General features: G+C 68.6%; 25 protein-coding genes and 1 tRNA gene. 11 read left to right on the forward strand and 15 right to left on the reverse strand.

Annotation, left to right across the window (positions count from 1 at the left end):
• Positions 1–175 precede the first annotated feature (175 nt).
• From ACQ3HB_RS12225 to ACQ3HB_RS12235, 3 genes are all read left to right on the forward strand, one after another.
• Complete coding sequence (locus tag ACQ3HB_RS12225; RefSeq protein WP_430920334.1) at positions 176–1,879, forward strand: ABC transporter ATP-binding protein; 1,704 nt, start codon at positions 176–178, stop codon at positions 1,877–1,879.
• Complete coding sequence (locus ACQ3HB_RS12230) at positions 1,855–3,426, forward strand: hypothetical protein (protein ID WP_430920335.1); 1,572 nt, start codon at positions 1,855–1,857, stop codon at positions 3,424–3,426. Before ACQ3HB_RS12225 ends, ACQ3HB_RS12230 begins: the two co-directional genes overlap by 25 nt.
• A 77-nt stretch (positions 3,427–3,503) precedes the next feature.
• Positions 3,504–3,779, forward strand: coding sequence for a DUF3039 domain-containing protein (locus ACQ3HB_RS12235; protein WP_430920336.1), 276 nt, complete (start codon positions 3,504–3,506; stop codon positions 3,777–3,779).
• Between the two features lie 93 nt (positions 3,780–3,872).
• Here ACQ3HB_RS12235 and ACQ3HB_RS12240 read toward each other — a convergent pair whose 3' ends face one another.
• Complete coding sequence (locus tag ACQ3HB_RS12240; protein WP_430920337.1) at positions 3,873–5,201, reverse strand: nicotinate phosphoribosyltransferase; 1,329 nt, start codon at positions 5,199–5,201, stop codon at positions 3,873–3,875.
• A gap of 89 nt (positions 5,202–5,290) precedes the next feature.
• Between ACQ3HB_RS12240 and murI the strand changes: the two genes are divergently transcribed.
• The 3 genes from murI to rdgB are packed head-to-tail and all read left to right on the forward strand — an operon-like array spanning position 5,291 to position 7,508.
• Positions 5,291–6,124, forward strand: coding sequence for a glutamate racemase (murI, locus tag ACQ3HB_RS12245; RefSeq protein WP_430920338.1), 834 nt, complete (start codon positions 5,291–5,293; stop codon positions 6,122–6,124).
• Positions 6,125–6,126: 2 nt separating this feature from the next.
• Positions 6,127–6,864: a ribonuclease PH gene (gene rph, locus ACQ3HB_RS12250; protein WP_430920339.1), complete on the forward strand. Its 738-nt coding sequence runs from the start codon at positions 6,127–6,129 to the stop codon at positions 6,862–6,864.
• Entirely contained in the window at positions 6,861–7,508 is a 648-nt protein-coding gene (gene rdgB, locus ACQ3HB_RS12255; RefSeq protein WP_430920340.1) for an RdgB/HAM1 family non-canonical purine NTP pyrophosphatase, read from the forward strand. Before rph ends, rdgB begins: the two co-directional genes overlap by 4 nt.
• Positions 7,509–7,552: 44 nt before the next feature.
• On the opposite strand, the gene ACQ3HB_RS12260 is transcribed toward rdgB, so the two are convergent.
• On the reverse strand, positions 7,553–8,734 hold the full coding sequence (locus ACQ3HB_RS12260) for an anhydro-N-acetylmuramic acid kinase (RefSeq protein ID WP_430920341.1): 1,182 nt from the start codon (positions 8,732–8,734) through the stop codon (positions 7,553–7,555).
• 126 nt (positions 8,735–8,860) lie between these two features.
• Here ACQ3HB_RS12260 and ACQ3HB_RS12265 point away from each other — a divergent pair, with 126 nt between their 5' ends.
• Positions 8,861–9,772: a cation diffusion facilitator family transporter gene (locus ACQ3HB_RS12265; RefSeq protein WP_430920342.1), complete on the forward strand. Its 912-nt coding sequence runs from the start codon at positions 8,861–8,863 to the stop codon at positions 9,770–9,772.
• Between the two features lie 62 nt (positions 9,773–9,834).
• Here ACQ3HB_RS12265 and ACQ3HB_RS12270 read toward each other — a convergent pair whose 3' ends face one another.
• Both ACQ3HB_RS12270 and ACQ3HB_RS12275 read right to left on the reverse strand, forming a co-directional pair.
• A complete protein-coding gene (locus ACQ3HB_RS12270; protein WP_430920343.1) occupies positions 9,835–10,578 on the reverse strand; it encodes a DedA family protein in 744 nt (247 codons plus the stop codon).
• A gap of 137 nt (positions 10,579–10,715) precedes the next feature.
• A tRNA-Leu gene (locus tag ACQ3HB_RS12275) sits at positions 10,716–10,797 on the reverse strand.
• Positions 10,798–11,081: 284 nt separating this feature from the next.
• On the opposite strand from ACQ3HB_RS12275, the gene ACQ3HB_RS12280 reads away from it, so the two are divergent.
• Entirely contained in the window at positions 11,082–12,968 is a 1,887-nt protein-coding gene (locus ACQ3HB_RS12280; protein ID WP_430920344.1) for an anthranilate synthase family protein, read from the forward strand.
• Positions 12,969–12,994: 26 nt separating this feature from the next.
• On the opposite strand, the gene ACQ3HB_RS12285 is transcribed toward ACQ3HB_RS12280, so the two are convergent.
• Positions 12,995–13,717 (reverse strand): NAD(P)H-hydrate epimerase, encoded by a 723-nt coding sequence (locus ACQ3HB_RS12285; protein WP_430920345.1) that lies wholly within the window; start codon positions 13,715–13,717, stop codon positions 12,995–12,997.
• A 119-nt stretch (positions 13,718–13,836) separates the two neighbouring features.
• On the opposite strand from ACQ3HB_RS12285, the gene ACQ3HB_RS12290 reads away from it, so the two are divergent.
• Positions 13,837–14,478 carry a GntR family transcriptional regulator gene (locus tag ACQ3HB_RS12290; protein ID WP_430920346.1) on the forward strand — a complete coding sequence of 214 codons (642 nt, stop codon included), beginning with the start codon at positions 13,837–13,839 and terminating at the stop codon, positions 14,476–14,478.
• Positions 14,475–15,740, forward strand: a complete 1,266-nt coding sequence (locus ACQ3HB_RS12295) for an MFS transporter (protein ID WP_430920347.1) — start codon at positions 14,475–14,477, stop codon at positions 15,738–15,740. Before ACQ3HB_RS12290 ends, ACQ3HB_RS12295 begins: the two co-directional genes overlap by 4 nt.
• Positions 15,741–15,769: 29 nt before the next feature.
• On the opposite strand, the gene ACQ3HB_RS12300 is transcribed toward ACQ3HB_RS12295, so the two are convergent.
• The 7 genes from ACQ3HB_RS12300 to ACQ3HB_RS12330 all read right to left on the reverse strand — a co-directional run bounded on the left by ACQ3HB_RS12300 (position 15,770) and on the right by ACQ3HB_RS12330 (position 22,749).
• Positions 15,770–16,549 (reverse strand): ABC transporter ATP-binding protein, encoded by a 780-nt coding sequence (locus ACQ3HB_RS12300; protein ID WP_430920348.1) that lies wholly within the window; start codon positions 16,547–16,549, stop codon positions 15,770–15,772.
• Positions 16,546–17,664 carry a FecCD family ABC transporter permease gene (locus ACQ3HB_RS12305; protein WP_430920349.1) on the reverse strand — a complete coding sequence of 373 codons (1,119 nt, stop codon included), beginning with the start codon at positions 17,662–17,664 and terminating at the stop codon, positions 16,546–16,548. The genes ACQ3HB_RS12300 and ACQ3HB_RS12305 overlap by 4 nt, the downstream gene beginning before the upstream one ends.
• Complete coding sequence (locus tag ACQ3HB_RS12310; RefSeq protein WP_430920350.1) at positions 17,636–18,409, reverse strand: class I SAM-dependent methyltransferase; 774 nt, start codon at positions 18,407–18,409, stop codon at positions 17,636–17,638. The genes ACQ3HB_RS12305 and ACQ3HB_RS12310 overlap by 29 nt, the downstream gene beginning before the upstream one ends.
• Positions 18,406–19,410 (reverse strand): ABC transporter substrate-binding protein, encoded by a 1,005-nt coding sequence (locus tag ACQ3HB_RS12315; protein WP_430920351.1) that lies wholly within the window; start codon positions 19,408–19,410, stop codon positions 18,406–18,408. Before ACQ3HB_RS12315 ends, ACQ3HB_RS12310 begins: the two co-directional genes overlap by 4 nt.
• Positions 19,411–19,532: 122 nt before the next feature.
• Complete coding sequence (locus ACQ3HB_RS12320) at positions 19,533–20,678, reverse strand: fatty acid desaturase family protein (protein ID WP_430920352.1); 1,146 nt, start codon at positions 20,676–20,678, stop codon at positions 19,533–19,535.
• Positions 20,679–20,860: 182 nt separating this feature from the next.
• Complete coding sequence (locus tag ACQ3HB_RS12325) at positions 20,861–21,643, reverse strand: SGNH/GDSL hydrolase family protein (protein ID WP_430920353.1); 783 nt, start codon at positions 21,641–21,643, stop codon at positions 20,861–20,863.
• Positions 21,640–22,749, reverse strand: coding sequence for a helix-turn-helix transcriptional regulator (locus ACQ3HB_RS12330; protein WP_430920354.1), 1,110 nt, complete (start codon positions 22,747–22,749; stop codon positions 21,640–21,642). The genes ACQ3HB_RS12325 and ACQ3HB_RS12330 overlap by 4 nt, the downstream gene beginning before the upstream one ends.
• A 101-nt stretch (positions 22,750–22,850) precedes the next feature.
• Here ACQ3HB_RS12330 and ACQ3HB_RS12335 point away from each other — a divergent pair, with 101 nt between their 5' ends.
• A complete protein-coding gene (locus ACQ3HB_RS12335; protein WP_430920355.1) occupies positions 22,851–23,318 on the forward strand; it encodes a VOC family protein in 468 nt (155 codons plus the stop codon).
• A 49-nt stretch (positions 23,319–23,367) separates the two neighbouring features.
• Here the strand turns inward: ACQ3HB_RS12335 and ACQ3HB_RS12340 are convergent, their stop codons facing one another.
• Genes ACQ3HB_RS12340 through ACQ3HB_RS12350 form a run of 3 tightly spaced genes read right to left on the reverse strand, consistent with a single transcriptional unit; the run spans position 23,368 to position 24,609 of the window.
• Positions 23,368–23,712, reverse strand: a complete 345-nt coding sequence (locus tag ACQ3HB_RS12340) for an iron chaperone (RefSeq protein ID WP_430920356.1) — start codon at positions 23,710–23,712, stop codon at positions 23,368–23,370.
• A 31-nt stretch (positions 23,713–23,743) separates the two neighbouring features.
• Positions 23,744–24,361 carry a hypothetical protein gene (locus ACQ3HB_RS12345; RefSeq protein ID WP_430920357.1) on the reverse strand — a complete coding sequence of 206 codons (618 nt, stop codon included), beginning with the start codon at positions 24,359–24,361 and terminating at the stop codon, positions 23,744–23,746.
• Entirely contained in the window at positions 24,358–24,609 is a 252-nt protein-coding gene (locus tag ACQ3HB_RS12350) for a hypothetical protein (RefSeq protein ID WP_430920358.1), read from the reverse strand. Before ACQ3HB_RS12350 ends, ACQ3HB_RS12345 begins: the two co-directional genes overlap by 4 nt.
• Between the last annotated feature and the right edge of the window lie 221 nt (positions 24,610–24,830).

A 24,830-nucleotide genomic window follows, 5' to 3' on the forward strand; every position in this document is an offset into this window, starting at 1 on the left:
GAAAGACACTCCGTTATGCCAGTGTCTAAACTAGCCGGGGCGCGGTGTGCCTGTCCTGAGTTCTGGGCGTCCGTTGTCCTTTTGTGATCGAGCACCCGGCGTTTACACAGCTTGGGTTTCGCCATCCTGGGTCACTTCTGTCGGCTTCGACGCTGCTTCTTGGTAGGTTTGATCGGTGACTTCCGCGACTCCGCCAGACCCAACTGACAAGAAGCCGACGAGTCCGCGTTCTCCGCGTGCGACACCAGCCTCGACAGGCCCGTCGGAGACCCCTGCCGAGGGCGTTCCGGACGATCAGGCTGCGCCGAAGACCCCGGCGAAGCGCCCTGCGGCTCGCACGACGGCCGCCTCGAAGACGACGGCGGCGAAGCCGACGACCGCGCGGACGAGCACCCGGACGACGGCGGCGAAGACTCCGGCCACCAAGAGCTCGACGACTCGCAGTCGTGCGGCGGCGAAGCCCGCCACCGAGGGTGAAGGCGCCCCCGAGACACCTGCCACGAAGCCTGCGGCCCGCACCACTGCGGCGAAGAGCACTGCGGCGCGATCAGGCACCGCCGCGTCGCGAGCCAAGACCACGACGACCCGCACCACGGCGACGAAGTCCACGGCCACGGGCGTCCCCGGTACCGGAGCCACCAAATCCACGGCCTCCCGCACGCCCGCCAGGCGCCCGGCCGCACCGCGCACCACTGCCGCGAAGAAGCAGGACGTCGCAGCGGCCAACGCCGGAGTCCTGGACGAGGTGCGTGCACCCGAGGCAGAGAAGGCGGCCGCCGAGACGTCCCTCAGTGCGACCGCGGCGCCGGAGACGACGGTCTCGCCCTCGACCGCCGCGCCGGCCGAGGAGGTTCCCCGCGTCGAGGACGCTCCCGTCGCCGAGGTGACGTCGGCATCGTCTTCCGCATCGGCCGCTCCCGTCGAGACTCCTGCCGCTCCCGCTGCCCCCGCTGTACCCGAATCGACGAAGGCCGACGCGGAAGCGGCGGACACGACCACCGCGCCAGCCACTGCGAGCAAGCCCGCACGCCGCCCCGCACGCCCGACCGCAGCGCCGAAGTCGGCCCCCGCCGCATCCCCGGCGACCACGACGAAGCCGGACACGGCGTCTGAGGCCAATCCCGTCGTCCTCTCGATGACCGGCCTGATCAAGCAGTTCGGCGAGACGCGCGCGGTCGACGGCATCGACCTCGAAGTGCACCGCGGATCCTTCTACGGCATCGTCGGCCCGAACGGCGCAGGCAAGACGACCACGCTCTCGATGGTCACAGGCCTGCTGCGCCCGGACGCCGGAACGATCACCGTCCAGGGCGTCGACGTCTGGCAGGAGCCCGAGATCGCGAAGCGGTCCATCGGCGTCCTGCCCGACCGCCTGCGACTCTTCGACCGCCTCACCGGCAACCAGCTCCTGTACTACTCCGGTGTGCTCCGCGGACTCGACCCGGCCACCGTCCGGTCCCGCACGGCAGACCTCGCCACCGCGTTCGGCCTCGACGACGCCCTCGGCCGTCTCGTGACCGACTACTCGGCCGGCATGACGAAGAAGATCGCCCTCGCCGCGGCGCTCATCCACTCGCCCCGCCTCCTGATCCTCGACGAGCCGTTCGAATCGGTCGACCCCGTGTCGGCCGCGAACGTCATCGAGATCCTCCAGAAGTACGTGGACAACGGCGGCACGGTCGTGCTGTCGAGCCACGGGATGGACTTCATCCAACGCGTGTGCGATCACGTCGCCATCATCGTCCAGGGCAAGGTCCTCGCTGCAGGATCGGTCGACGACGTCCGTGGGTCGGGAACGCTCGAAGAGCGATTCGTCGAACTCGCCGGAGGCCGCAAGTCGGCAGAGGGAATGGAATGGTTGCACAGCTTCTCCGACTGAAACTGCAGCTCACGCTGAACACGTTCCGCCGGAGTGCGTGGCAGGTCGTCGGCCTCGTCCTCGCCGTCCTCGGCGGCCTGTGGGTCATCGTGCTGGCAGGTACCGGCCTCGTCGCCCTCCGCCTCGTCGAGCCGGAGATCGCGCGGAACATCGTGGTGCTCGCCGGCTCGCTCGTCGTGCTCGGCTTCATCCTGCTGCCGCTCGTGTTCGGCGTCGACGATCAGCTCGATCCGCGGTCGTTCTCGCTCTTCGGCATGAAGAACCGCACGCTCGCGGCCGGTCTCTTCGCCGCTGCGCTCATCGGCGTCCCCTCGATCGTGCTCGCCGTCCTGAGCGTGACGACGGTCGTGACCTGGTCGCGTGGCGCACTGCCCGTGGTGTTCGCCATCCTGTCGGCGGTCCTCGCGGTGGCGACCTGCGTGCTGCTCGCCAGGGTGACGACGTCCATCGCCGCCAGCCTGCTCGCCACCAGGCGCGCCAAAGAGGTCATGGGCGTCATCGGCCTCGTCCTCATCGTCGCCGTGAGCCCTGCCATCGTTGCCCTCGCTACGGTCGACTGGCAGCGCGACGGGTTCGCCGTCGGCGCGCGGGTGGCCGACATCCTCAGCTGGACGCCGCTCGGCGCCGTCTGGTCCTTCCCGGGCGATGCCGCGCTCGGCGACGTCGGCGCCGCCGTCGTGAAACTGCTGCTCGTCCTCGTCACCCTCGGCCTCCTCTGGCTGCTCTGGGAGTGGATCGTCGCAAAGATGCTCGTCACCCCCGAGCGCGCGGGCCAGGCCAAGGAGTACGGCGGCCTCGGCTGGTTCGACCTCCTGCCGGGTCGTCCCGCAGGCGTCATCGCCGCTCGCAGCATGACCTACTGGCTGCGCGACTCGCGCTACCTCGTGCCGCTCATCATGATTCCGATCGCGCCGTTCCTGATGCTCGTGCCACTGAGCTTCGCGGGAGTGCCAGGCAACGTCCTGGCCCTGCTGCCGTTGCCCGTCATGTGCATCTTCCTCGGCTGGGCCATCCACAACGACCTCTCCTCGGACTCGACGGCCATCTGGTTGCACGTGGCGTCAGGCGTGAAGGGAACGGCGGACCGCATCGGCCGGCTGTTCCCCGTGCTGCTCGTCGGCATCCCGCTCGTGATCATCGGTTCGACCGTGAGCATCCTCTTCTTCGGGGACTGGGACGCACTGCCCGCCATGATCGGCGTGAGCACGTGTCTGCTCCTGAGCGGTGTCGGCATCTCCAGCTTCACCTCGGCGATGTTCCCGTACCCGACGAGCCTTCCCGGCGACAGCGCGTTCCTGCAGCCGCAGTCGTCCGGAGCGACCGGAGCCGCGGTGCAGTCGTTCAGCCTGCTCGGCTCCCTCGTCCTGACGATCCCGGCGGGCATCTTCGCGGGTCTCGGACTCGCCGGGAACCCGAACTGGCACATGGCATCGCTCGTCGCGGGCGTCGGCATCGGACTCATCGTGCTCGTCGCGGGAGTGCTCGCCGGCGGACGCGTCTTCGACCGCCGCAGCCCCGAGATCGTGGGCTTCGCGACCGCGCACTGACGCGGCTCGACATCGCACGCACGCACGGGACGGGTCCGTCCGACCGGCGGTACCATGGAGGAATGGTGGAGCACAGCATGAGCATCAGCGATCCAGGCTCGATTCCGGACGGCGGCGGCACGGCCACGCTGGACCGTGAACTGCAGGAGCTGCTCGAGAACGAGAGCATCGAACCCGGCGACCACGAGCGTTTCTCCCACTACGTGAAGAAGGAGAAGATCCTCGAGTCCGCGCTCAGCGGCAAGCCAGTGAAGGCTCTCTGCGGCAAGAAGTGGACGCCGGGGCGCGATCCCGAGAAGTTCCCGGTCTGCCCGCAGTGCAAGGAGATCTACGAGAAGCTCCTCCGCGACTGACGCACCCCTCCCGACACCGCGAAACCTCCGTTTTCGTGCAATGTGACCCGTTTCGAGGGCACGTCTTGCACGAGAACGGAGGTTTCGTGTGGGTCAGGCCTCGAGGTAGACCGTGGGGATGACGGGGTCGCCGCGGGTGAGGCTCACCGCGCGTGGCGGCAGTTCGGCCACTGAAGCGGCACGGTGCTCACGTGCGAGGAGCGTCCCGGCGCGTCCGAGATAGCGTTCGTCGATCTCGCCGCCCTCGACGAGCGGGACGACGAGCCGACGCTCGGTCGCTCCATCGGCTGCAGCCTCGACGGCACCGCCCGGGCCGTCGCCGAGGTAGACGCGCTCCTCGCGGGCCACGCCGTGCCGGTCGTAGGCGCGAGCCGCGCTCTTCCGGCCGCCGACGGTCGCCTTCTCGGCAGACTTCTTGGCAACGCTCACCCACTCGCCGTCGTCGCCGCGGTGGGCGACGAGCTTGTAGACCATGCCCATCGCGGGGGAGCCGGAACCCGTGACGACCGACGTGCCGACGCCGTAGGAGTCGACGGGCGAGGCGGCGAGGGCCGCGACGGCGTGTTCGTCGAGGTCGTTCGTGACCGTGATCTTCGTGTTCACTGCGCCGAGCGAGTCGAGGAGCGCCCGTACCTCCGCGACGACCGTCGGCAGGTCGCCGGAGTCGATGCGGACGGCTCCGAGTTCCGTTCCCGCGATCTCCACGCCGAGGCGCACCGCCGCGTCGATGTCGTAGGTGTCCACGAGCAGCGTCGTCCCGGCGCCCATCGAATCGATCTGGGCGCGGAAGGCGTCCGCCTCGGTGTCGTGGAGGAGTGTGAAGGAGTGCGCGGCGGTGCCCATCGTGGGGATGCCCCACGTGCGTCCGGCTTCGAGGTTCGAGGTGGCGCTGAACCCGGCGATGAACGCGGCGCGCGCGGCGGCCACGGCCGAGCGCTCGCCCGTCCGGCGGGATCCCATCTCGGCGAGTGGCCTGGTTCCGGCAGCCGAGGTCATCCGGGCTGCGGCGGTCGCGACGGCGGAGTCGTAGTTGAACACGCTGAGCGCGAGGGTCTCGAGGATGACGGCTTCGGCGAAGGTGCCCTCGACGACGAGGATGGGGGAGCCCGGGAAGAAGACCTCGCCCTCCTGGTAACCCCAGATCGAGCCGGAGAAGCGGTAGTCGGCGAGCCAATCGAGCGCCGCCGCGCTCACGACCTGCTCCTCACGCAGCCAGTCGAGTTCGGCGTCGCCGAACCGGAACCGCTGGAGAAGTTCGAGGAAGCGGCCGGTACCGGCGACGACGCCGTAGCGGCGTCCGCCGGACAATCGCCTCGCGAAGAGCTCGAAGAGGCACTCGCGATCCGCCGTGCCGCGCGCCAACGCGGCGTCGAGCATCGTGAGTTCGTATCGGTCGGTGAGGAGAGCTGAAGACTCGTGCACCCCGTCAGCCTATCGCCGGGACGGCGGCGGGCGTCCAGCGGTCCGGAAGGAATCGGGTCGCGGCGCTCGCGAGGGTAGGCTTGGACATCGTGAACGACGCACCCATCGGCATCTTCGACTCCGGCGTCGGCGGCCTCACCGTGGCACGCGCGATCAGCAATCAGCTGCCCGGAGAGTCCATCATCTACATCGGTGACACGGCGCACTCGCCGTACGGTCCGAAACCCATCGCGGACGTGCGGCGCTACTCGCTTGAGGTCCTCGACACGCTCGTCGACCAGGGCGTCAAGATGCTGGTGATCGCGTGCAACACGGCTTCTGCCGCGATGCTGCGCGATGCCCGGGAGCGGTACTCCGTCCCGGTGATCGAAGTGATCCAGCCCGCCGTGCGCGCGGCGATCCGGAGTACGCGCAACGGTCGCATCGGCGTCATCGGAACGGTCGGAACCATCAACTCCCGCGCGTACCAGGACATGTTCGAGGTGCACCCGGACCTCACGGTGTACGGCCAGGCCTGCCCGAGATTCGTCGAATTCGTCGAAGCCGGCGTCACGACCGGCAGCGAACTGCTCGCCTCCGCCGAGGAGTACCTCGCGCCGTTGCGCCACGCGGGCGTCGACACCGTCGTCCTCGGCTGCACGCACTATCCGTTCCTGAAGGGCGCCATCAGCTACGTGCTGGGGCCGGACGTCTCGCTCGTGTCGAGCGACTCCGAGACGGCGAACGACGTGTACCGCACGCTCGTGACCCGTGACCTGCTCCGCACCTCGCCGCTCTCTCCCTCGTACAGCTACGAGGCGACGGGGACGAGCGCCGAGGAGTTCATCACACTCGCCAACCGTCTCATGGGCCGCGAGATCCAAGCCGTCTCGCTCGTCCAGACGGGCGTCATCGATCTGCCATCCACCATCACTGAGGAGTGACCATGTCCGACACCCTGCGCGCCGACGGCCGTACCAACGAACAACTGCGCGAGATCACGATCGAACGCGGATGGAGCGAGCAGGCCGAGGGGTCGGCGCTCATCTCCTACGGTCGCACGAAGGTGCTGTGCACGGCATCGTTCACGAACGGCGTGCCCCGCTGGCTGAAGGGCAAGGGCACCGGCTGGGTCACGGCCGAGTACTCGATGCTGCCCCGCTCGACCAACGAGCGCATGGACCGCGAGTCGGTCAAGGGCCGCATCGGCGGTCGCACCCACGAGATCTCACGGCTCGTCGGACGGAGCCTCCGCGCCGTCATCGACACGAAGGCCCTCGGTGAGAACACGATCGTGATCGACTGCGACGTCCTCCAGGCGGACGGCGGCACTCGCACCGCTGCGATCACGGGTGCGTACGTCGCCCTGGCCGACGCGATCGAGTGGGCCCGCACGCAGAAGTTCATCGCCCAGAAGGCGACGCCGCTCACCGACAGCGTCTCCGCGGTGTCCGTCGGCATCATCGACGGCGTGCCCATGCTCGACCTGGCATATGTCGAGGACGTCCGCGCGGAGACCGACATGAATGTCGTCGTGACCGGTCGCGGGCACTTCGTGGAGGTGCAGGGAACGGCCGAGGGCGCGCCGTTCGACCGCGCCGAGCTCGACTCCCTGCTCGACCTCGCCGTCGGCGGCGCAGCGACTCTGGCGACCATCCAGCAGACGGCGCTCGGCCTCCGATGACACTCGAAGTCGTCCTCGCCACGCACAACCAGCACAAGGTCGAGGAGTTCCAGCGCCTCCTGTCGCGGGACGTGCCCGGGATCCACGTCGTGGCCTATGACGGTCCCGAGCCGGTCGAGGACGGCACGACGTTCACCGAGAACGCGTTCATCAAGGCGCGCGTCGCGGCGGCCCACACCGGCAAGATCGCCCTCGCGGACGATTCCGGACTGAGCGTCGACATCCTCGGTGGCGCCCCCGGCATCTTCTCCGCGCGCTGGGCGGGTTCACAGCACGATGCTGCAGCCAACCTCGCGCTCCTGCTCGACCAGCTGACCGACGTCCACGCCGAGCACCGTGGCGCGATGTTCTCCTGCCACATCGCACTCGTGGTGCCTGGGGATCCCGGCCTCGAGCACGTCGCCGTCGGCGAGTGGCGCGGCGAGCTCGCGACGGGACCGCGCGGCGCCGACGGATTCGGCTACGACCCGATCTTCGTGCCGGCGGGTGACACCCGCACGGCCGCGGAACTCTCGCCGGAGGAGAAGAACGAGGTCAGCCATCGTGCGCTGGCCTTCGAACGACTCGTACCGGTCCTCCGCGGACTCATCTCGACGACGCGAGGACGCCAGGACGACGCAACGACGGCGCGACGACGACGCTGAACCGGATCCCGCGGGATCGGCTCAGCGTCGTCGTCGTTCAGCCGCTAGTGCGCCGCGACGCGTGACTGCAATGCGAGCGAACGGGGCTGCTCCGTCAGGGGCGTGGGGAGGGACAGCGGTCCGGCACCCGGCGTGAACGTGCCGAGGATCCGGGGTTCCCGTGCGCCCGTCCCGGCGATCGTCGTTCCGGCGAGGCCGTGCGCGGAGCACCAGCCGATGAGCGCGAACGCGATCGCCTCCTTGTCGTCCGCCGGGGCTCCGAAGGAATCCGACAGGACGACGTCGACCTCGGGAAGTGCTGCGCGCAGGCCGCCGAGGAGGACCGGGTTGCGGCACCCGCCGCCCGAGACGACGAGGGTCGTGACGCCCGCAGCGGCCACATCGGCAGCGACCGTCCGCACGGTGAGCTCCGTGAGGGTCGCGATGAGGTCGGCGGGTTCCGGGGCTGTTCCGGCCTCGGCGATCGCGTCGTCGATGTAGCTGCCGTGGAAGTGCTCCTTGCCCGTGCTCTTGGGCGCCTGGATGGCGTAGTAGGGGTCGGCGAGCAGCACGGCGAGCAGGGTGTCGTCGATCGTGCCGGAAGCGGCGATGCGGCCGTCCTCGTCGTACCCGAGGCTGTTCGCGCCCGTCGAGACGATGACGGAGTCGATGAGCGCGTTCGCGGGGCCGATGTCGTACGCCGACAGCCCGCGGTCGGGCGAGACGATCGTGATGTTCGAGATGCCGCCCAGGTTGAGCGCGGCCGGAGTGCCCTCGACGTCGGCGAGGAGGAGCTCGTCCATGTACGAGATGAGCGGAGCTCCGTGGCCGCCCGCCGTGATGTCGCGGATCCGCACGTCGGACAGCACGGGTGCGCCCGTGCGCTCCGCGATCCAGGCCGGCTGGCCGATCTGCAGCGTGCCGAGCGCGTGGCCGCCGGCGACCCAGTGGAAGACGGTCTGGCCGTGGGTGACGACGAGGTCGACGTCCCCCGCGGCGGCGATCGCGTCGGCCGGGGCGCCGGCGAACGCCTGGCCGATGAGGGTGTCGAGCTCGCACACCTCTGCGAAGGTCGTCGGAGCAGGAGGGAGCGCCGCGACGAGCCGTGAACGGAGCTCGTCCGGGTACGGCGTGCTGTCGGTGAACTCGACCGTTCCCGTCAACCGCCCGTCGATCAGATCGAAGTCGACGATCGCCGCATCGATGCCGTCGTGGGACGTGCCGGAGATCATTCCGAGAACGCGCATGCCGTGATTCCTCCTGGGGGATTCGGGGTGGGGAGCGGATGCGGATCCTTGTTGATCATGCGCATCATTCCTATCTTGCCCGACCCTCTGGCGCGCCCCGGACGATCCTCGTACGGTGAGAGGGACATGGCACACGATCACTCCCACACCAACTCCGCGAACCGCACCCGATTGACGATCGCCATCGCGATCATCGGGACGGTGCTCATCGTCGAAGTCATCGGCGCCTGGATCAGCGGTTCGCTCTCGCTCCTCGCCGATGCCGGCCACATGCTGTCCGACCTGACCGGCCTCATCATCGCGCTCGTCGCGACGATCGTCGCGGCCAGGCCCGCCACCGACCGTCAGACGTTCGGGTATCAGCGAGCCGAGGTCTTCGGTGCGCTGATCAACGGCCTCATCCTCGTGGCCGTGGCGATCTCCGTGCTCATCGAAGGCGTCTCGCGGCTGATCACCCCCGCGGAGGGTGAGGTGCAGAGCCTCCCCATGCTCATCGTGGCCATCATCGGCCTCATCGCGAACGTGTGTGCGCTCGTCGTCCTGAGCGGCGGCCGGGGCACCTCGATCAACATGCGCGGCGCCTACCTCGAAGTCCTCGGCGACATGCTCGGCTCCATCGCCGTCATCATCGCGGCAGTCGTCATCATGACGACGGGCTTCGTTCAGGCGGACGCGATCGCGTCGCTGGCCATCGCAGCGATGATCGTGCCGCGCGCCCTGTCCCTGCTCCGCGACGTCGTGCGCGTGCTGAGCGAATCCGCCCCCGCCGACACGAACGTGCAGGAGATCCGGGACCACCTCACCGGCACCGACGGCGTCGTGGCCGTGCACGACGTCCACGTCTGGCAGATCACCTCCGGGCACCCGGTGTTCTCGGCGCACGTCGTCGTCAAGCGCGAGGTGTTCGAGCGCGGCGGCACCGGTGAACTCCTGGACCGCCTCGGCTCCTGCCTCCACGACCACTTCGACGTGGAGCACTCGACCTTCCAGTTGGAGCCGGAAGAGCATGCGGCGCACGAGGACACCCACCACGCTTAACGCACGGATCCTCCGCACTCAGCAGGGCTGAACGCGGAGGATCCGGTGCGTGGGACGGGCTGCTACGACTCGGTGCCTTCGCGCTTGCCGAAGACGTCCTCGTTCGCGAGACGGGCCGCCGCAGCTGCGCGCTCCTCGTCGGTGACGGAGTCCTGCAGCTGCTTGGCCTTGCGTGTGGACTGGATGTAGTGCCACACGGTGGGGATGAGGGTGACGACGACGGCGCCGATGAGGATGACGTCGATGTAGTTCTGCACGAACGTCGCGACCGGCGGGATGTATCCGAGGAGGTAGCCGAAGTAGGTGAGACCCGCGCCCCAGATGAGCGCACCGATGAGGTTGTACAGCGAGTACTTCTTGTAGTTCATGTGGCCGATGCCGGCGGCGACCGGCGCGAAGGTGCGCACGATCGGGACGAAGCGGGCCAGGATGACGGCGAGGGCGCCGAATCGCTCGAAGAACGAGTTCGTGCGTTCGACGTTCTTGATGCTGAAGAGCCCGGACTCCTTCTTCTCGAAGACCTTCGGCCCGAGCTTGTGTCCGATCAGATAGCCGACCTCGCCACCGAGGAACGCCGCGAACCCGATCGCGAGACAGACCCACCAGATGTCGATGTGGATGATCGCCGCCGGACCGAAGGTGAGGAGTCCGGTGATGACGAGCAGGGTGTCGCCGGGGAGGAGGAAGCCGACGAGGAGGCCCGTCTCTGCGAAGACGATCGCGCAGACGACGACGAGCGCCCACGGCCCGACGGACGTGATGATGCCCTCCGGGTCGAGCCACGGGATGAGTGCGGTATGGACCATGGGCTGGTGCTCCTGAAGTTCTCGTGGCCCGAGGGTGGGCCGTGAAGGTCGGGTCGGTCGGAGTATCGGTTCTTCGGCCGGCAGCAGCCTGCTGGAGGTCAGGCGTCCGCGACAAACGGTGAACGGTGCCGCTCACGTACGGGAGAAGGGACTTGAACCCTCACGCTCGAAAGCACAGGAACCTAAATCCTGCGTGTCTGCCAATTCCACCACTCCCGCGGGTGGGATCAGTCTACGTGAGCAGAAGGCCGACGCTATGAGGATTCCCTGAGCTTCCCAAGGTTCATCACAGGGTCGCGGAGGACGATAAAACGCCATCCGCGTGCACGTGAGGCCGTCGCCCGTGTAGGATCATCGCCATGCAAACCCCGTGCGTTCGAAGCTGGTGGCCCGCCTCTTAGGCGGACATCGCTCGTACCCACACGACGAAACGACCGCCCTGCAGGGTGGTCGTTTTCGCGTCCGGTGCCCTGCACGGACGGTCCCATCACCGAGGACCCGCCATGCCAACGCTGCTGCACCGCCTGCTCCGCGCCGCTCCGGAGACCCCGTTCGCCGTCATCCGACGGCAGGGGAGCCCCACGGTCGACGTCCTCACGGGCGACGTCGTCGACGTCGACCTGCTCCGTGACATCCCGCTCGGCGCCGATGGTGACGCCGAGCGACCCGAGGTGCTCGCGATCGTCCCGTTCCGCCAGGTCCGCGAACGCGGGTTCGAGGCGATCGACGACGACGCCCCGCTCCGCTGCCTCGTGGTTACGGAACGGGAGGAGCTCGCCGTCGACGACGTGATCGCGGCACTCCCCGACGTGCGCGTACCGCTCGATGGCGGCGGATTCGACGTCGATGACGAGGAGTACGCCGAGATCGTCCGTCGGGTCATCGAGGACGAGATCGGCCGCGGCGAGGGCGCCAACTTCGTGATCCGACGCGAGTACCGCGCCACGACCGGGGTTCCGGCCGCCCAGGTGGTGCTGGCGTGGTTGCGTGCGCTCCTCGTGGGCGAGACGGGTGCGTACTGGACGTTCGCGGTGCACACCCCCGGGGTCTCGATGGCGGGCGCGACGCCGGAACGGCACGTCGGCGTCGACGTCGACGGCGCGACGGGCGACCGCACCGTGACGATGAACCCGATCAGCGGCACCTATCGTCACCCGGCGAGCGGCGTCACGGCGGATGCCTTCCGCGCTTTCCTCGCCGACGCCAAGGAGACCGAGGAGCTCTTCATGGTGGTCGACGAGGAGATGAAGATGATGAGTCGGGTGTGCTCGTCTGGTGGGCGCATCGTCGGCCCGTTCCTTGCACAGATGTCCCGGCTGACGCACACCGAGTACCTCCTGGCCGGGACGAGCGACCTGGACGTGCGCGAGGTGCTCCGACTCACGATGTTCGCGCCGACGGTCACCGGCTCGCCCATGCAGAACGCGTGCTCGGTCATCACGCGTCACGAGCGTGGCCCGCGCGGCTACTACTCCGGCGTGCTCGCCCGCTTCACGCCCTCGATCGACGGCGCGTACTCGCTCGACGCCCCCATCCTCATCCGCACGGCGTACGTGGACGACCGTGGCGCCGTTCGGGTCCCGGCCGGTGCGACGCTCGTCCGGCACTCCGATCCGGTCTCCGAGGTCGCCGAGACGGCCGCCAAGGCGTCCGGCGTCCTCACGGCCCTCGGCGTCATCGAGCCCAAGGTCGCAGGCGAGACGATCGACCTCGCATCGCAGGACGGCGTGGAGGCGGCCCTGCGCGGACGCAATGAGCGGCTCGCATCGTTCTGGCTGCAACCGCAGCATCCGGCGTCCGACGACCGTCTCGCTGGACGGACCGCGGTGATCGTCGATGCTGAAGACGAGTTCACGGCGATGCTCGCGCACCAGCTCCGTCACTTCGGCATGACGGTGCACGTGGAGCACTGGTCGACGACCGAGACGGAGCACCCGGAGGCCGATCTGCTCGTCGCCGGTCCTGGACCGGGCGACCCCACGGATCTCACCGAACCGCGGATCCGACGGATGCACGAGATCGTGGCCGCCCGGCTCGCATCGGGCGCCGCGCTCCTCGCCGTGTGCCTCAGCCACCAGGTGCTCGCGCTGCACCTGGGGCTGCCGATCGTCCGACTCGATGCTCCGCGTCAGGGCGTGCAATTGCAGCTCGACCTGTTCGGCGAGCCCTCGCTCATCGGGTTCTACAACACCTTCACGGCGCGTGCGGGCGACGTCTCCGTCCACGACGAACCGGTCGAACTCGCGGCTGACCCGACGTCCGGGGACGTGTTCGCGATGCGGGGGAGGAACCTCGCGTCAGTGCAGGGACATCTCGAATCCGTCCTGTCGCGCGACGGACTCCGTGCACTCGGCGCGCTCGCCGGGCACGCGCTGGCGGACGGGTCCTGACGGACTAGCCCTCGGGGCTGGGCCGACTAGACCTCGCGTGCGACGGTCACGAGCGGTTCGACGCCGTCGAGCTCGGGAAGCAGCCCGATGTCGACGAACCGGAGGTCGCCGGCGTACGCGGAGGCAGGCGGGATGAGGAGGCCGGCCTTCACCGCGCCGAAGGTGACGGTCACTTCCGCGGGGAGGACCGATCCGTCGGGGACGGTGCCCTCGTCGGCATCGATCCCGCTCGGCAGGTCGACGGCGACGACGGTCGGGCCGCGATGCGACTGCACCACCGGGAGCAGTGCTTGGACCAGCTCGAGGGCCGCGCCCCGGAGCGTCGGGTCGATGCTCGCGCCCGTGCCGACGATGCCGTCCACGATGAGGTCTGCGTCCTTGGCCGCAGCCACGGCGTCGTCGGTCGGCGTCGGCGCCTCGCCGAGCTGACGGGCTCCTGCCGCGAGGGCCGCTTGCAGGCCGTCCTGGTGCACGAGGGTGCTCGTCCGGGCGATCGCGACGTCCACGCCGGAGGCTGCGAGTGCCGCTCCGGCGAAGAGCGCGTCACCGCCGTTGTCGCCGGAGCCGACGAGGAGGAGGACGCTGCCTGGGCCGTCGGCTGCGAGATCCGGGTCCGCCAGGCGGGCGGCGAGGAGTTCTTCGAGCACCGAGGCGAGTCCGGCGGCGGCGCGTTGCATGAGCGGTTCACCCGCGGCGATGAGCGCCGCTTCTGCTGCGCGGACGTGGGCTGCTGCGTATCCATCGGTCATGGCTCCACTCTCGCGGGTCGGCGGGGACCGGGCAAGGGGGACGGGTGGTCGGTGGCCGGTCGGCGACAGGACGTCCCGTTATGCACGCATCGTTGCATGCAAGAGCGTAGACTGTTGTGGTGACCGATGCTCCGACCGTTTCCAGCGCTGAACGCGCCTACCTCTTCACCAAGGCTCAGATCATCCGCGGTGTGCTCCCGGGCGGTGAGCTCGTCAGTGAGGGACAGATCTGCGACGAGCTCGGCATCAGCAGGACGCCCGTCCATGAGGCGTTCCTGCGCCTCGCGGCCGAGCACCTGCTCGTCCTGTCCTCGCGCAAGGGAGCCGTCGTCGCCCCGATGTCGCCGAGCGAGGGGGAGGACGTGCTCGAGATGCGGGAAGCCATCGAACGCGCTGCCGCCGACCGCCTGATCAGAGCCGGCGGTCCGGCTCCGGAGGTCGCCGCGCGCCTGCACCTCCTGCTCGAACGGCAGCAGGCCGCGCTCGAAGCGGACGACGTCGACGAGTTCGTCGACGCGGACGACGAGTTCCACTCCGGTGTCGTCGCCGCGAGTGGCAACGGGATCGCCGTGCACCTCTGGGGCCTGCTCAGGGATCGCCAGCAACGCATGCGTAGTCAGCTGCTCCGCATGCGCCCCGACCGGTTGCCCGCGGCGCTCGACGACCACCGGCAGCTCCTCGACCGACTCGTCGCCGCCGACCTCGCCGGATTCGAGGCGGTCCTCACAACGCATCTCGAACGCCATCGCGGCGCCCTGTGAGCGGCGACCGACCACTTCGCAACGACGCGTCACATCGAGCACCCCGTCCCTGGGTCGCCCTGTTCGGACTGATCTTCATGATGTCCTGGAGTGGCAACCAGTTCACGCCGCTCCTGCTGCTCTACAAGGCGGAGGACCACTACTCCTCGCTCGTCGTGAACGCATTCCTCGGCATCTACGTCCTCGGGCTCGCTCCGAGCCTGCTGCTGGCCGGTGCGCTGTCCGACCGGTACGGACGCAAGCCGGTCATGTTCATCGGCGTGTTCGTGACGATCGCCGCCAGCGCCGCCCTGGGGTTCGGGGTGTTCGGCGCCGGTCCGCTCTACCTCGGCAGGCTCCTCGCAGGCGTTGCAGTCGGCATCGCGATGGCCGTCGGAACCAGCTGGATGAAAGAGGTCTCCAGTGCGCCGTACGACACGAGCGGCGATGTCGGCGCCGGGGCGAGGCGCGCATCGCTCGCCTTCACGATCGGTTCGGCGACGGGTGCGCTCGTTGCGGGAGGCGTTGCTCAGCTCACGCCATTCGGTGAAGTGCTCCCGTTCGTCGTGAACATCGCCCTGACGATCCCGTTCCTGTGGCTGATCGCACGGGTGCCGGAGACGAGTCTCACGGGTGGTGTCCGCGGGCCGCTGCGTGAGCAGTTCCGGATCCCGGCGGCAGGTCACAAGCGATTCGTCCGGGTCGTCGCGGTCATGGCGCCATGGCTGTTCGCCGCCGCCGCGATCGGCTACGGCTACCTGCCGGTGCTCCTCGACGGACCGAGTGCGGGATTCGGTGTCGGCTACGCGACGGCCCTGTGCGTCATCATGCTCAGCACCTCGGCCCTCGTGCAGCCGTTCGCGAAGCGGCTCGATTCGCCGACGAGTGCGCGCGCGATGCTCGTGGGGCTCGGCATCATCGTGGTCGGTCTCGCCGGAGCCATCGTCGTGGATCGGACGCAGTCGCTCGTGCTGGGAGCGGTCGTCGCGTTCGTCTTCGGCGCGGGATTCGGCATCGGCCTCGTGTCGTCGTTGCTGGAAGTGCAGCGCATCGCGAAACCGACCGATCTGGCGGGCCTCACCGGTCTGTTCTATGCGCTCGCGTACTCGGGATTCGTCCTGCCAGCGCTGCTCGCCGCGATCACCCCTCCGTTCACCACTCCCGTGCTGTTCTCGGTGCTCGTGGTCCTTGCGATCGTCTGCTTCTTCGTCATCCTCGCCTCCACGAGACGGCACCTGCCCGAGCTGGAGCCGAGGACCGACTCGAACCCTGACGATCGGTAACGCTGAGAGCGCGAGCCTGCCCCGCGCCCTCAGCGACTCCGTCCGAGGAACCGCAGCGAGACGGACCCGGCACTCCGGTCGACCACGGCACGCACCCGGAAGACCTCGTCGATCAGTCGTTCCGTCAGCACTTCCGTCGGAGGCCCCGCGCCGACGGAGCGCCCCTTCTGCATGACGAGCACCCGGTCGCAGTGCATCGCGGCCATGTCGAGGTCGTGCAGCACCACGACCACCGTCGCCCCGGACGCGCGCAACAGGTCCATGAGGAGGAATCGGTGATGGAGGTCGAGGTGGTTGGTCGGCTCGTCCAGCAGGATGATCGTCGGATCCTGGGCGAACGCCCGCGCGAGCTGCACCCGTTGCCGCTCTCCGCCGGACAGGGTGCTCCACCGGCGCTCGCCGAAGCCGTCGAGCCCGACGCGTGAGAGCGCCTCGGTGCAGCGCGCGGCGTCCTCGGTGGACGGTCTGTCGAGTCTGGATCGGAACGGGAGCCGTCCGAGGCCAACGACCTCCTCGACCCGAAGGTCGACGTCAGTCTCTGACGACTGCTCCACATAGGCGAGGCGTCGTGCGACATCGCGGCGACGCATCGACGAGAGCTCGTCGTCCCCGAGCCGAATCGTGCCGAGGGTGGGTGTCAGGAGCCCGGCCAGGCAACGGAGCAGGGTCGACTTGCCGGAGCCGTTCGGACCGACGATGCCGAGCACCTCGCCCTCGCCGACGTCGAGCGAGACGTCGTCGACGATGCGTCGTCCCGCCCGAGCGACCGTCACGCCGGTTGCGCGCAGTCCCATCGCCTTCGCCCTCATGCGACGGCCCTCCTCCGCATGATCGCGAGGAACACCGGGACACCGAGCAGCGCTGTGATGACACCGGCGGGGATCTGCTGCGGTTGGAACAGCAGGCGACCCACAGCGTCTGCTGCGACGAGGAACACCGCGCCCGCGAGCGCCGACACGGGGAGGAGCAGACGATGCGAGGAGCCGACGAGGAACCGGGCAGCGTGCGGAACGATGAGTCCCACGAAGCCGATCGCGCCGACCGAAGTCACGATCGCGGCGGTCGCGAGGGCGGCGCACACGAGGACGATGATCCGGGTCCGCCCGACGTCGACACCGAGGGCGGACGCCGCATCGGTCCCGAACGCGAACGCGTCGAGCGCGGAGGACCTGCTCACCAGGACGGCGACCACGACGACGACGACCGCCGCGCACAGCCCGACCGAGGACCAGCGGGCGGCGGCGAGCGAGCCGAGGAGCCAGTAGGTGAGCCCTCGCGTCGAATCCGCGTCGCCCCATGCCATGAGGACGAGGGAGGTGAGTGCGGTGAAGAGCTGACCGACCACGACGCCGATCAGCACGATTCGCCCGGCGCTCGCCGACTGGCGGCCGAGGAGGCCGAACACGAGGGCGAACGCGGCGAGTCCACCGATGAGCGCTCCGCCGGCGAGCGAGACGGTGCCGGCTCCAACGCCGAGCACGAGGACCAGGACGGCGCCCGTGGACGCGCCGGACGAGATGCCGAGCAGGTAGGGCTCTGCAAGGGCGTTCCTCGTGATCGCCTGCAGGACGGCGCCGCAGCACGCGAGGCCGGCTCCCGCGAGCGCCGCGAGCAGCACGCGGGGGAGTCGGAGTTCCCAGACGATCGAGTCGGTCAGCTTCGGCAGCGGCGCGACCGGCAGACCGAGGTGCGAGGCGAGGGCCGTGAGCGTCTGCGGGAGCGTGACCGTCCCGCCGATCGTGATGGCGAGGAGGACCGTTGTGATCAGGACCAGGGGCAGGACGACGCGGATCGTGAGGGTCCGACCGCGCCCACGGACGGACCCTCGCGAGACGGGAGCGCTGGAAACGATGAGACCGTCGGCGTCGTCGAGCACACCCGCCGATCGCTCCGACTCAGCGACGGGCGAGGACGATGAAGTCATCGAAGTGCTGCCACACGGGACCCGCCTCTGCGAAGCCGGCCATCCGCATCGACTCGACGTGGAAACCGAGGCTCAGTTCCGGATTCGGCGGCCGCTCGGAGAAGCGGCGCTCGCGTTCGGGGGCGAGCGCGGCGAAGTGCGGCACCGCGACGAGCTCGTTCCACCATTCGTCCCAGTCCTGGGCACCGTTCCGGCGGTCCTGTCGTTGCGTGCGCTCGTCGTCGAGACGGCTGAGCTCTTCGAAGAGCGGCCGACCCTCCTCGAAGCGCAGATGATCGGCGTTGAGGACGATCCCGCCTTCAGGGACCACCGTGGCGAGGTCCGAGTAGACCCTCGTGAGGACGTCCGCCGGAAGCCAGTGCAGGGCGGTGGAGCTCAGGACGGCGTCGGGGGTACGGCCGTCGAGGGCCAGCAGCCAGTCGCGATCCCAGAGGTCGGCATCGATGAACGTCACCCGGTCGCCGTGCTCAGCCAGCGCCTGCCGCCCGAGTTCGAGGAGCACCGGGTCGACGTCGACGGCGATGCATGTGGCGTCCGGCAATCGCTCAAGGATCCGCGCGCTGATCGACCCCGGTCCGCACGCGAGATCGAGGATCGTCCCGTCGGAGGGAATCGTGTCGGCGACGATGTCGAGCATGAACGTGAACCTGGCTTCACGGTTCGTGATGTACGCGGCCTGCTGCGCGTCCCAGGCGGCGAGGAGCTCCTTGCTCCGTGCCGTGAGACCGGGATCGGCGGCGCTCATGCCGCGGGTCCGGCGAAGTCGTGCAGGCTCTTCGACAACTGCCGGAGGGCCTGGATGCTGCGGACGGACGGGTCGAGTTCGGTCGCCGGGAGCGCGATGATCCGGTGGTCCACGACTGCGCGCATGTGGGAGGTCACGGCGTCGCTCGTCAGGAAGGCGAGCTTGTCCGATGCGCTGTCGCCGGCGATGCCGCGGGTCGAATCGGCGATCACGAGCACGTCCGGATCCCGCTGGGCGATGTCGTCCCAGCTCACCTCGGTCCACTGACTGCGCAGATCGCTGAACGCGTTGGTCCCGCCGGCGAGCGTCGTCATGACGTTCGCGAGGCCGGTCGAACCGGCGACGATGGGGGAGCCGTTGATGGTCGAGTACAGCCAGACGATCGACGGCTGCTTCGGAAGAGGTGTCGCCTTCGCAACGTCGTCGAGCACGTGCTGCTGCTTCGTGACGAGGGCTGCGCCTCGCTCCGGCACGTCGAAGATCGTGGCGAGGTCGGTGATCTCGTGACCGATCTGTTCGAAGCCGGCGGGCGCGATGAGGGACTGGTCCTCGCAGTCGTTCGAGGAGAGGTACGCGGGGACGCCCAGGTCGACGAGGTCCTTGCGGCTCCCCGCGGCATCTGGGCCGAACGCGGAGGAGCGCATCGAGTACACGAGGTCGGGATTCTGCTCGCGGACCTGTTCAGTCGTCGGGTACTGCTCGGAGAGGACGGGGACGGTCGCGTAGTCCTTCTGGAACTCGGTGCCGATGACGTCGGTTCGGTAGGCGGTGCCGATCATGCGGTCGTGGAGGCCGAGGGCGAGGAGCATCTCGGTCGCCCCTTGGTCCATCGTGATGGCGCGGGTCGGCGGCGTGGTGACGTCGAGGGGGAGGCCGCAACTGTCGATCCGGGTCGCGGAAGCGGTGGGGGATGGGGCGCCGGCTGCGGGCGATGAGCACGCGGTGAGGACGAGCGCCGAGGCGATGAGGGGGACCATCGCCTTATTGAGAATGATTGTCATGAAGGGTACTTTAGGGCATGCCGAGCTGCCGGAGCGAATCCGAGAGACTGTCGGATTCGCTCCGGTGCAGGCGAGGACCCCGGCGCCTTCGCAGCGCCCGGAATCCGGCGGAAACGCGCGGCTCAGCGCCCGAACGCGGTCGCCGAAGGGCAGTCGAACGGATCTCCGCCGGCGGACAGCCCCACCCGGTTGAGGTAGCGGATGACGATCGCGTACGACTCCCGCAGACTCGTCTCCGTGTACGTCACATCGCGCGACTCGCAATATTCCCTGGCGATGAGACGCGCCCGGTGGAGGTTCGGCCGGGGCATGTTGGGGAAGAGGTGATGCTCCACCTGATGGTTCAGGCCGCCCATGAAGGTGTCCATGACCCAGCCGCCGCGGATGTTGCGCGAGGTGAGGACCTGGCGGCGCAGGAAGTCGACCTTCGAGTCCTTCGGCAGGAGCGGCATGCCCTTGTGGTTGGGCGCGAACGATGCGCCCATGTAGACGCCGAACACGGCCAGTTGCACTCCGAGGAAGGCGAACGCCATGCCGAGCGGCATGAGGAGGAACACGATGGCGACGTACACGCTGATGCGGGTGACGAGCATCGAGATCTCGAGCCACCGCTTGTCGACCTTGCCTCGGCCGAACACCGTGCGGAAGCCGTGCAGGTGCAGGTTGATGCCCTCGAGCATCAGGATGGGGAAGAAGAAGTAGCCCTGGCGCTTCGTGAACCACGCATACGGGCCCTTCGCTCTCGCGGCGTCCTCGCCCGTGAAGGAGACGACGTCGCGTTCGATGTCAGGGTCCTTCCCGAGGACGTTCGGGTTGCCGTGGTGTCTGCTGTGCTTCGTCATCCACCACGAGTAGCTGATGCCGACGAAGAGGTTCGCGAGCGTCCGGCCGGCGACATCGTTCGCCTTGCCTGATTCGAAGACCTGGCGATGGGAGGCCTCGTGGGCGAGGAACGCGAACTGGGTGAATACGATGCCGAGCGCGCCGGCGAGGATGAGTTGGAACCAGGAGTCGCCGAGCAGGGCCATTCCCGTGCCGATGCCGGCGAGCACGAGTGTGAGGCCGGAGAACATCGCGAGGTAGAAGCCTGTCCGGCGCTTCAAGAGGCCGGCGTCGCGCACCGTGTGGAGGAGCGCGGAGTATTCGGAGGTCGGGTTGGGGCGGCCGTCTCGCGGCGTCGTCCTGCGGACGGGCCCGAGGCTCGCATCGCGGGCGACGGCTGGCGTGTGCGCACTCGAATCTGCTGCGGGTGCTGCTGAGGTGGTCATGAAGCCCTCCAAGCCTCGAGTCGCGTGGAGCGCGACATCTGCGGAACGGTGACCGAGGTCTGGGGCTACCACGGCCAACCGTACGCTCGTTCCCTGCGGGTGGCGCCCAGCCAACGGTCAGGCCGGAAGGGGCGAGTCAGATCGACGGGTCGTTGACCGCGCGGACGTTGGGATCCGGGCGCTCAGAGTTGCAGCTGGGAGAGTGCCTTGTCCATCTCCGACGCCATGTGCGCGTAGCCGTCGTCGTTCGGGTGCAGGCCGTCCGCGGCCATCCACTCCGGGTGGCCTTCGATCCAGTGGGACGCGCCGGGGACCGTGTCCGCGCCGATCCGTTTCGCGGCATCGGCGACCCAGTCGCTGATCGTCTGCAGCGAGGCAGGCCGCTCGTCGGTGTACCAGAACGGTTCGACGACGATGAATCTCGCTTCCGGCAGTGCATCGTGGAGCCGCGTCAGGTCGGCGTCGATCTGCGAGTGGATGCGGTCCGCCGCGATGTCGAAACTGAAGTTGTCGTTCAGTCCCATCGTGACGAAGACGATGTCCGGGTGCTGTTCGATGATGAGGGACGGGAGGTCGCCGCTGCCCTCGCCTGCACCGTTGCGGTTGTTGACGAATCCGAGGCCGTTGACGCTCGGGTTGAATTCGCGCCAGCCGCGTTCCTGGCAGATGATCGTGGACCATCGTTTCGCGGGATCGCTCGCCCCCGTGCCGAGCGTGTAGGAGTCGCCGTAGAACGCGACGAGTGGTTCGCCCTCGTTCGATCCGACGGGGCCGGCGTCGTTCCCCTGAACGCCGGCGGTGGCGCAGCCGGCGAGGCCGATGCCGACCGTGGCGACGGCGAGCGCCGCGAACAGGGCCGTGCGGACTCTGATCCAGATCGGGACGTGCGACTCTCGCGGGTCCAGCCTCTGGGACCGACTCCGCTGGAGGCGGGTGGGCTCTGTGCGTGCTCGGCGCGTGGTCATGTCGGGAGTTCGGAGCCGACGGTCGATCGGCTGGGTCTGTCGGCCGTGGCGGCAGCGCCGGCCGTGGCGGCAGCGCCGGCCGAAACGGCACGGCCGGATGAAGCGGCGTTCCGTCCCGCGAGCAGTGCGAACGCTTCGGTGAGCTCCGGCGGCCCGATCACGTCGACGTCCGTGTCGAACCGACCGAGCGATGCGGCGAGCGCGACCCAGGACCACGACCCGACCGTGTAGCGGGAGCGGTCCGGCCCGATCGCCTCGACGGTGCCGTCTCCGGCGAACGGGAGCACGGCGCTTGCCGGGAGGTGGAGGACGACCGTGCCGATGCACGGCCAGGCGTTGTCCCGCTCGGAGCCCTTGAAGCGGGCGGAGACGAATGCGCGGGCGTCACCGCCCGGGACGCGGCGCGGGGTGAAGCGCGGACCGTTCGGTGTGCGCGGGACGATGCGGTCGGCGCGGAAGATACGCCACTCGTCGTGTTCGAGATCCCAGGCGACGAGGTACCAGCGCCCGAGGGACGTCACGAGGTGGTGGGGCTCGACTTTGCGGGGCGGCCGGATCGCCTGATCGCCGCCTGCAGGACCGGTGTCGACACGGGAACCGGTGACCTCGTCCGGACGACTGCTCCTGTCGTCGAATCGCAGGACCTCGTGCGCTCGGACGGCCGTCGACAGTGCGATGAGCACGTGCGGCGAGACGGAGGCCGCGGGTCCGTCGCCAGGGCGCGGCACGGTCGTGAAATCGATGGCGTCAGCGCGATGGCGGAGCCGTGACGGCAGGACCTGCCGGACGGTGGTCAGCGCCCTCAGCGCCGATTCCTCGATGCCCGCTCCCGTCATCGTCGCCGTCTGGAGGGCGAGTGTCAGCGCGATGACCTGGTCGTCGTCGAACAGCAACGGCGGCAGCTCGCTTCCCGCGTCGAGCCGATATCCGCCATCGGGACCCATCGTCGCCTCGATGCGATAGCCCATCTCCCGGAGCCGATCGATGTCCCGACGCACCGTGCGATGACTGATCTCCAGACGCTCGGCGAGGACCGCACCCGGCCAGTCGCGTCTCGTCTGCAGGAGCGATAGCAGATTGAGGAGGCGCGTGGTCGGAGTGGGCATGGTTTGAGCATATTCGGAGTCGAGGACCGAAAGTGTCCTAGATGATTGCGAGAGTGGATGCTGTCGGGGAGACGCCCCGCGCAGTGCACCGAGGAGCAGTCATGAGCATCACAACCACCACCCACCTCAACTTCCGCGGAGACGCTCGTGCGGCCCTGGAGTTCTACCAGTCGGTCTTCGGCGGCCGGGTCACGATCGCCACGTACGGCGATTTCGGCATGCCGAAGGACCTCCCGGGCGCTGACGGCGTCGTGTTCGGTCAGGTCGAGAACACCGACGGCTTCCGTGTGATGGCGTACGACATCCCCGGCCAGTCCGGCGGTTCGGCCGCACACGCGGGATCAACCCGTCGTGAGAACGGCGCCACCATCACCGATCAGCCGTTCTTCGTCTCGGTCCGCGGCGACACCCTCGAAGCAGTCCAGACCTACTGGTCGGCCCTGTCCGTCGGCGCCACCGTCGTCGAGCCGCTCGCGGCATCGGCGTGGAGCCCTGGATTCGGCATGTTGACCGATGCCTTCGGCGTGACCTGGGTCATCGACGTCGCCGCTGCGTACAGCGCCGAGTAGTCATGAGCTCTGCGGCGGTTCGGGCGTGCCCGCGCCGCTGCAGACGCTTTCAGCTGAGCTCCGCCAGGCGGGTTCGCACGATCGTCTCGATCACGTCGTCCGGCAGGGGATGGTCGGCCGTGAACCTGATCGTGCCCTTCGAGAGGGAGTAATCGCCCAGCTGGTCCGCCACGGCTTCGACGACGGCGGGGGAGAAGGGGAGCACCGACAGGTGCTTCGCGGACGCGGCGACGCCGATGAGCGGCCGGCCGTCGACCTTGAGTGCCGGCATCCCGTAGCTCGTGCCGTCGACCGCGTCCGGTGCGATGCGTCGTGCGATCTCGATGACGTGCAGCAGGCTTGCCCGGTCCGCCGGTGTGGCCTCGGCCAGTGCTTCCTCGATCGATGCCGTCATGCGGCGATCCTGCCAGCCCACGGCCGATCCTTCAACCGTTCCGTGTGCTCGCGAGGTCCTCCTGCCCGAGAGGCGGTCGCGTTCTCGCTCCCAGGACGATCCCGAGGATACCGATGAAGATCTGGACGGTGGCAGTCACCAGGGCGGCCCATGATGTGACCACAAAAACAGCCCAGTCCTCGGCGCCGCGCGCGTTGGCGAGGACTGCTTGCGTGAGCAGCCAGCAGACCGTCTGCACGGTGACGGCGCCGAGAGGTGCCCAGCGCCATCTCGGTGGAAGGGTCACTGTTCTTCCGAGGTGCACGACGACCACAGCGATGATGCCCAGACGCACGAATCCTGCCGTCGCGCTGACATCCGGCACGGTGAGCGGGGCGGATGCTTCGTCCGGGAGGATCACGGCGAGCCCGGCGGCGAGCGAGCCGGCCGCGAGTACGACGGTGGCGAGTGTTGCGGTATGTCTGCCGCGGAAAATGTTGTGTACGGAGCCTCCGCCGAAGGCGAACAACAGCAGCCCTGCCGCGAAGAGAATTCCACCGATCAGCCCGGACCCGAGCACATGAGCTGGAAGGGTGAACTCCACGATGGACGACGCGACGAATGCCGACCCGCCGAGAATCCAGTCCCATCTCACGGTTGCCTGCGTCATCGTGCGTCCTTCATTCCGGGGTCTGCTCGGGGAGCGCTGCGTCGTGAGGAATCGCTCATGGTGCGGCGAATGTGGCGCCAGACGGAGAAGTTCACGTACCAGAAGAGGGCGTCGATGCCGGCGACTCCGACGGCGTCCGAGGGTGACACGGTGCCGATGTCTAAGAGGAAGAGGACGAGTTGTAGCGCTACAAGCGGCGACATCACGATCGTTGCGAGCAGCGCGGGACCGATCCGCTTCCGCGTCATGCGACGCCTTCGATCCTCTCCGACGGCTGAGGTCGAGTGACGGCAGCTCCTGGACGCGGTGCGGAATGCTTGCTTCGGAACCATCTCATCCGACCAACATACGACAGCACTGAGCATCACACATATTAAGCTTGAGTAACGACCGCTGCAGCGCGGAAGCTGCCGAGCTGTTCCCGATCGACACGCTCCGGTAGACGGCGCCGGCGGACCGAAGCCGTCGG

Origin of the sequence: Plantibacter lichenum (assembly GCF_050587525.1) — a bacterium.
Taxonomy (GTDB): Bacteria; Actinomycetota; Actinomycetes; order Actinomycetales; family Microbacteriaceae; genus Plantibacter.

What these genes read in the sequence shown, in the direction of transcription:
- ACQ3HB_RS12335 (WP_430920355.1), top strand. Translation starts at nt 22,851, where the DNA reads ATGAGCATCACAACCACCACCCACCTCAACTTCCGCGGAGACGCTCGT.
- ACQ3HB_RS12230 (WP_430920335.1), top strand. Translation starts at nt 1,855, where the DNA reads ATGGTTGCACAGCTTCTCCGACTGAAACTGCAGCTCACGCTGAACACG.
- ACQ3HB_RS12310 (WP_430920350.1), bottom strand. Translation starts at nt 18,409, where the DNA reads ATGAGCGCCGCCGATCCCGGTCTCACGGCACGGAGCAAGGAGCTCCTC.
- ACQ3HB_RS12270 (WP_430920343.1), bottom strand. Translation starts at nt 10,578, where the DNA reads ATGGTCCATACCGCACTCATCCCGTGGCTCGACCCGGAGGGCATCATC.
- ACQ3HB_RS12350 (WP_430920358.1), bottom strand. Translation starts at nt 24,609, where the DNA reads ATGACGCGGAAGCGGATCGGTCCCGCGCTGCTCGCAACGATCGTGATG.
- ACQ3HB_RS12345 (WP_430920357.1), bottom strand. Translation starts at nt 24,361, where the DNA reads ATGACGCAGGCAACCGTGAGATGGGACTGGATTCTCGGCGGGTCGGCA.
- rdgB (WP_430920340.1), top strand. Translation starts at nt 6,861, where the DNA reads ATGACACTCGAAGTCGTCCTCGCCACGCACAACCAGCACAAGGTCGAG.
- ACQ3HB_RS12305 (WP_430920349.1), bottom strand. Translation starts at nt 17,664, where the DNA reads ATGACTTCATCGTCCTCGCCCGTCGCTGAGTCGGAGCGATCGGCGGGT.
- ACQ3HB_RS12265 (WP_430920342.1), top strand. Translation starts at nt 8,861, where the DNA reads ATGGCACACGATCACTCCCACACCAACTCCGCGAACCGCACCCGATTG.
- ACQ3HB_RS12330 (WP_430920354.1), bottom strand. Translation starts at nt 22,749, where the DNA reads ATGCCCACTCCGACCACGCGCCTCCTCAATCTGCTATCGCTCCTGCAG.
- ACQ3HB_RS12280 (WP_430920344.1), top strand. Translation starts at nt 11,082, where the DNA reads ATGCCAACGCTGCTGCACCGCCTGCTCCGCGCCGCTCCGGAGACCCCG.
- ACQ3HB_RS12325 (WP_430920353.1), bottom strand. Translation starts at nt 21,643, where the DNA reads ATGACCACGCGCCGAGCACGCACAGAGCCCACCCGCCTCCAGCGGAGT.
- ACQ3HB_RS12300 (WP_430920348.1), bottom strand. Translation starts at nt 16,549, where the DNA reads ATGAGGGCGAAGGCGATGGGACTGCGCGCAACCGGCGTGACGGTCGCT.
- ACQ3HB_RS12315 (WP_430920351.1), bottom strand. Translation starts at nt 19,410, where the DNA reads ATGACAATCATTCTCAATAAGGCGATGGTCCCCCTCATCGCCTCGGCG.
- rph (WP_430920339.1), top strand. Translation starts at nt 6,127, where the DNA reads ATGTCCGACACCCTGCGCGCCGACGGCCGTACCAACGAACAACTGCGC.
- ACQ3HB_RS12340 (WP_430920356.1), bottom strand. Translation starts at nt 23,712, where the DNA reads ATGACGGCATCGATCGAGGAAGCACTGGCCGAGGCCACACCGGCGGAC.
- ACQ3HB_RS12235 (WP_430920336.1), top strand. Translation starts at nt 3,504, where the DNA reads ATGAGCATCAGCGATCCAGGCTCGATTCCGGACGGCGGCGGCACGGCC.
- ACQ3HB_RS12285 (WP_430920345.1), bottom strand. Translation starts at nt 13,717, where the DNA reads ATGACCGATGGATACGCAGCAGCCCACGTCCGCGCAGCAGAAGCGGCG.
- ACQ3HB_RS12260 (WP_430920341.1), bottom strand. Translation starts at nt 8,734, where the DNA reads ATGCGCGTTCTCGGAATGATCTCCGGCACGTCCCACGACGGCATCGAT.
- ACQ3HB_RS12320 (WP_430920352.1), bottom strand. Translation starts at nt 20,678, where the DNA reads ATGACCACCTCAGCAGCACCCGCAGCAGATTCGAGTGCGCACACGCCA.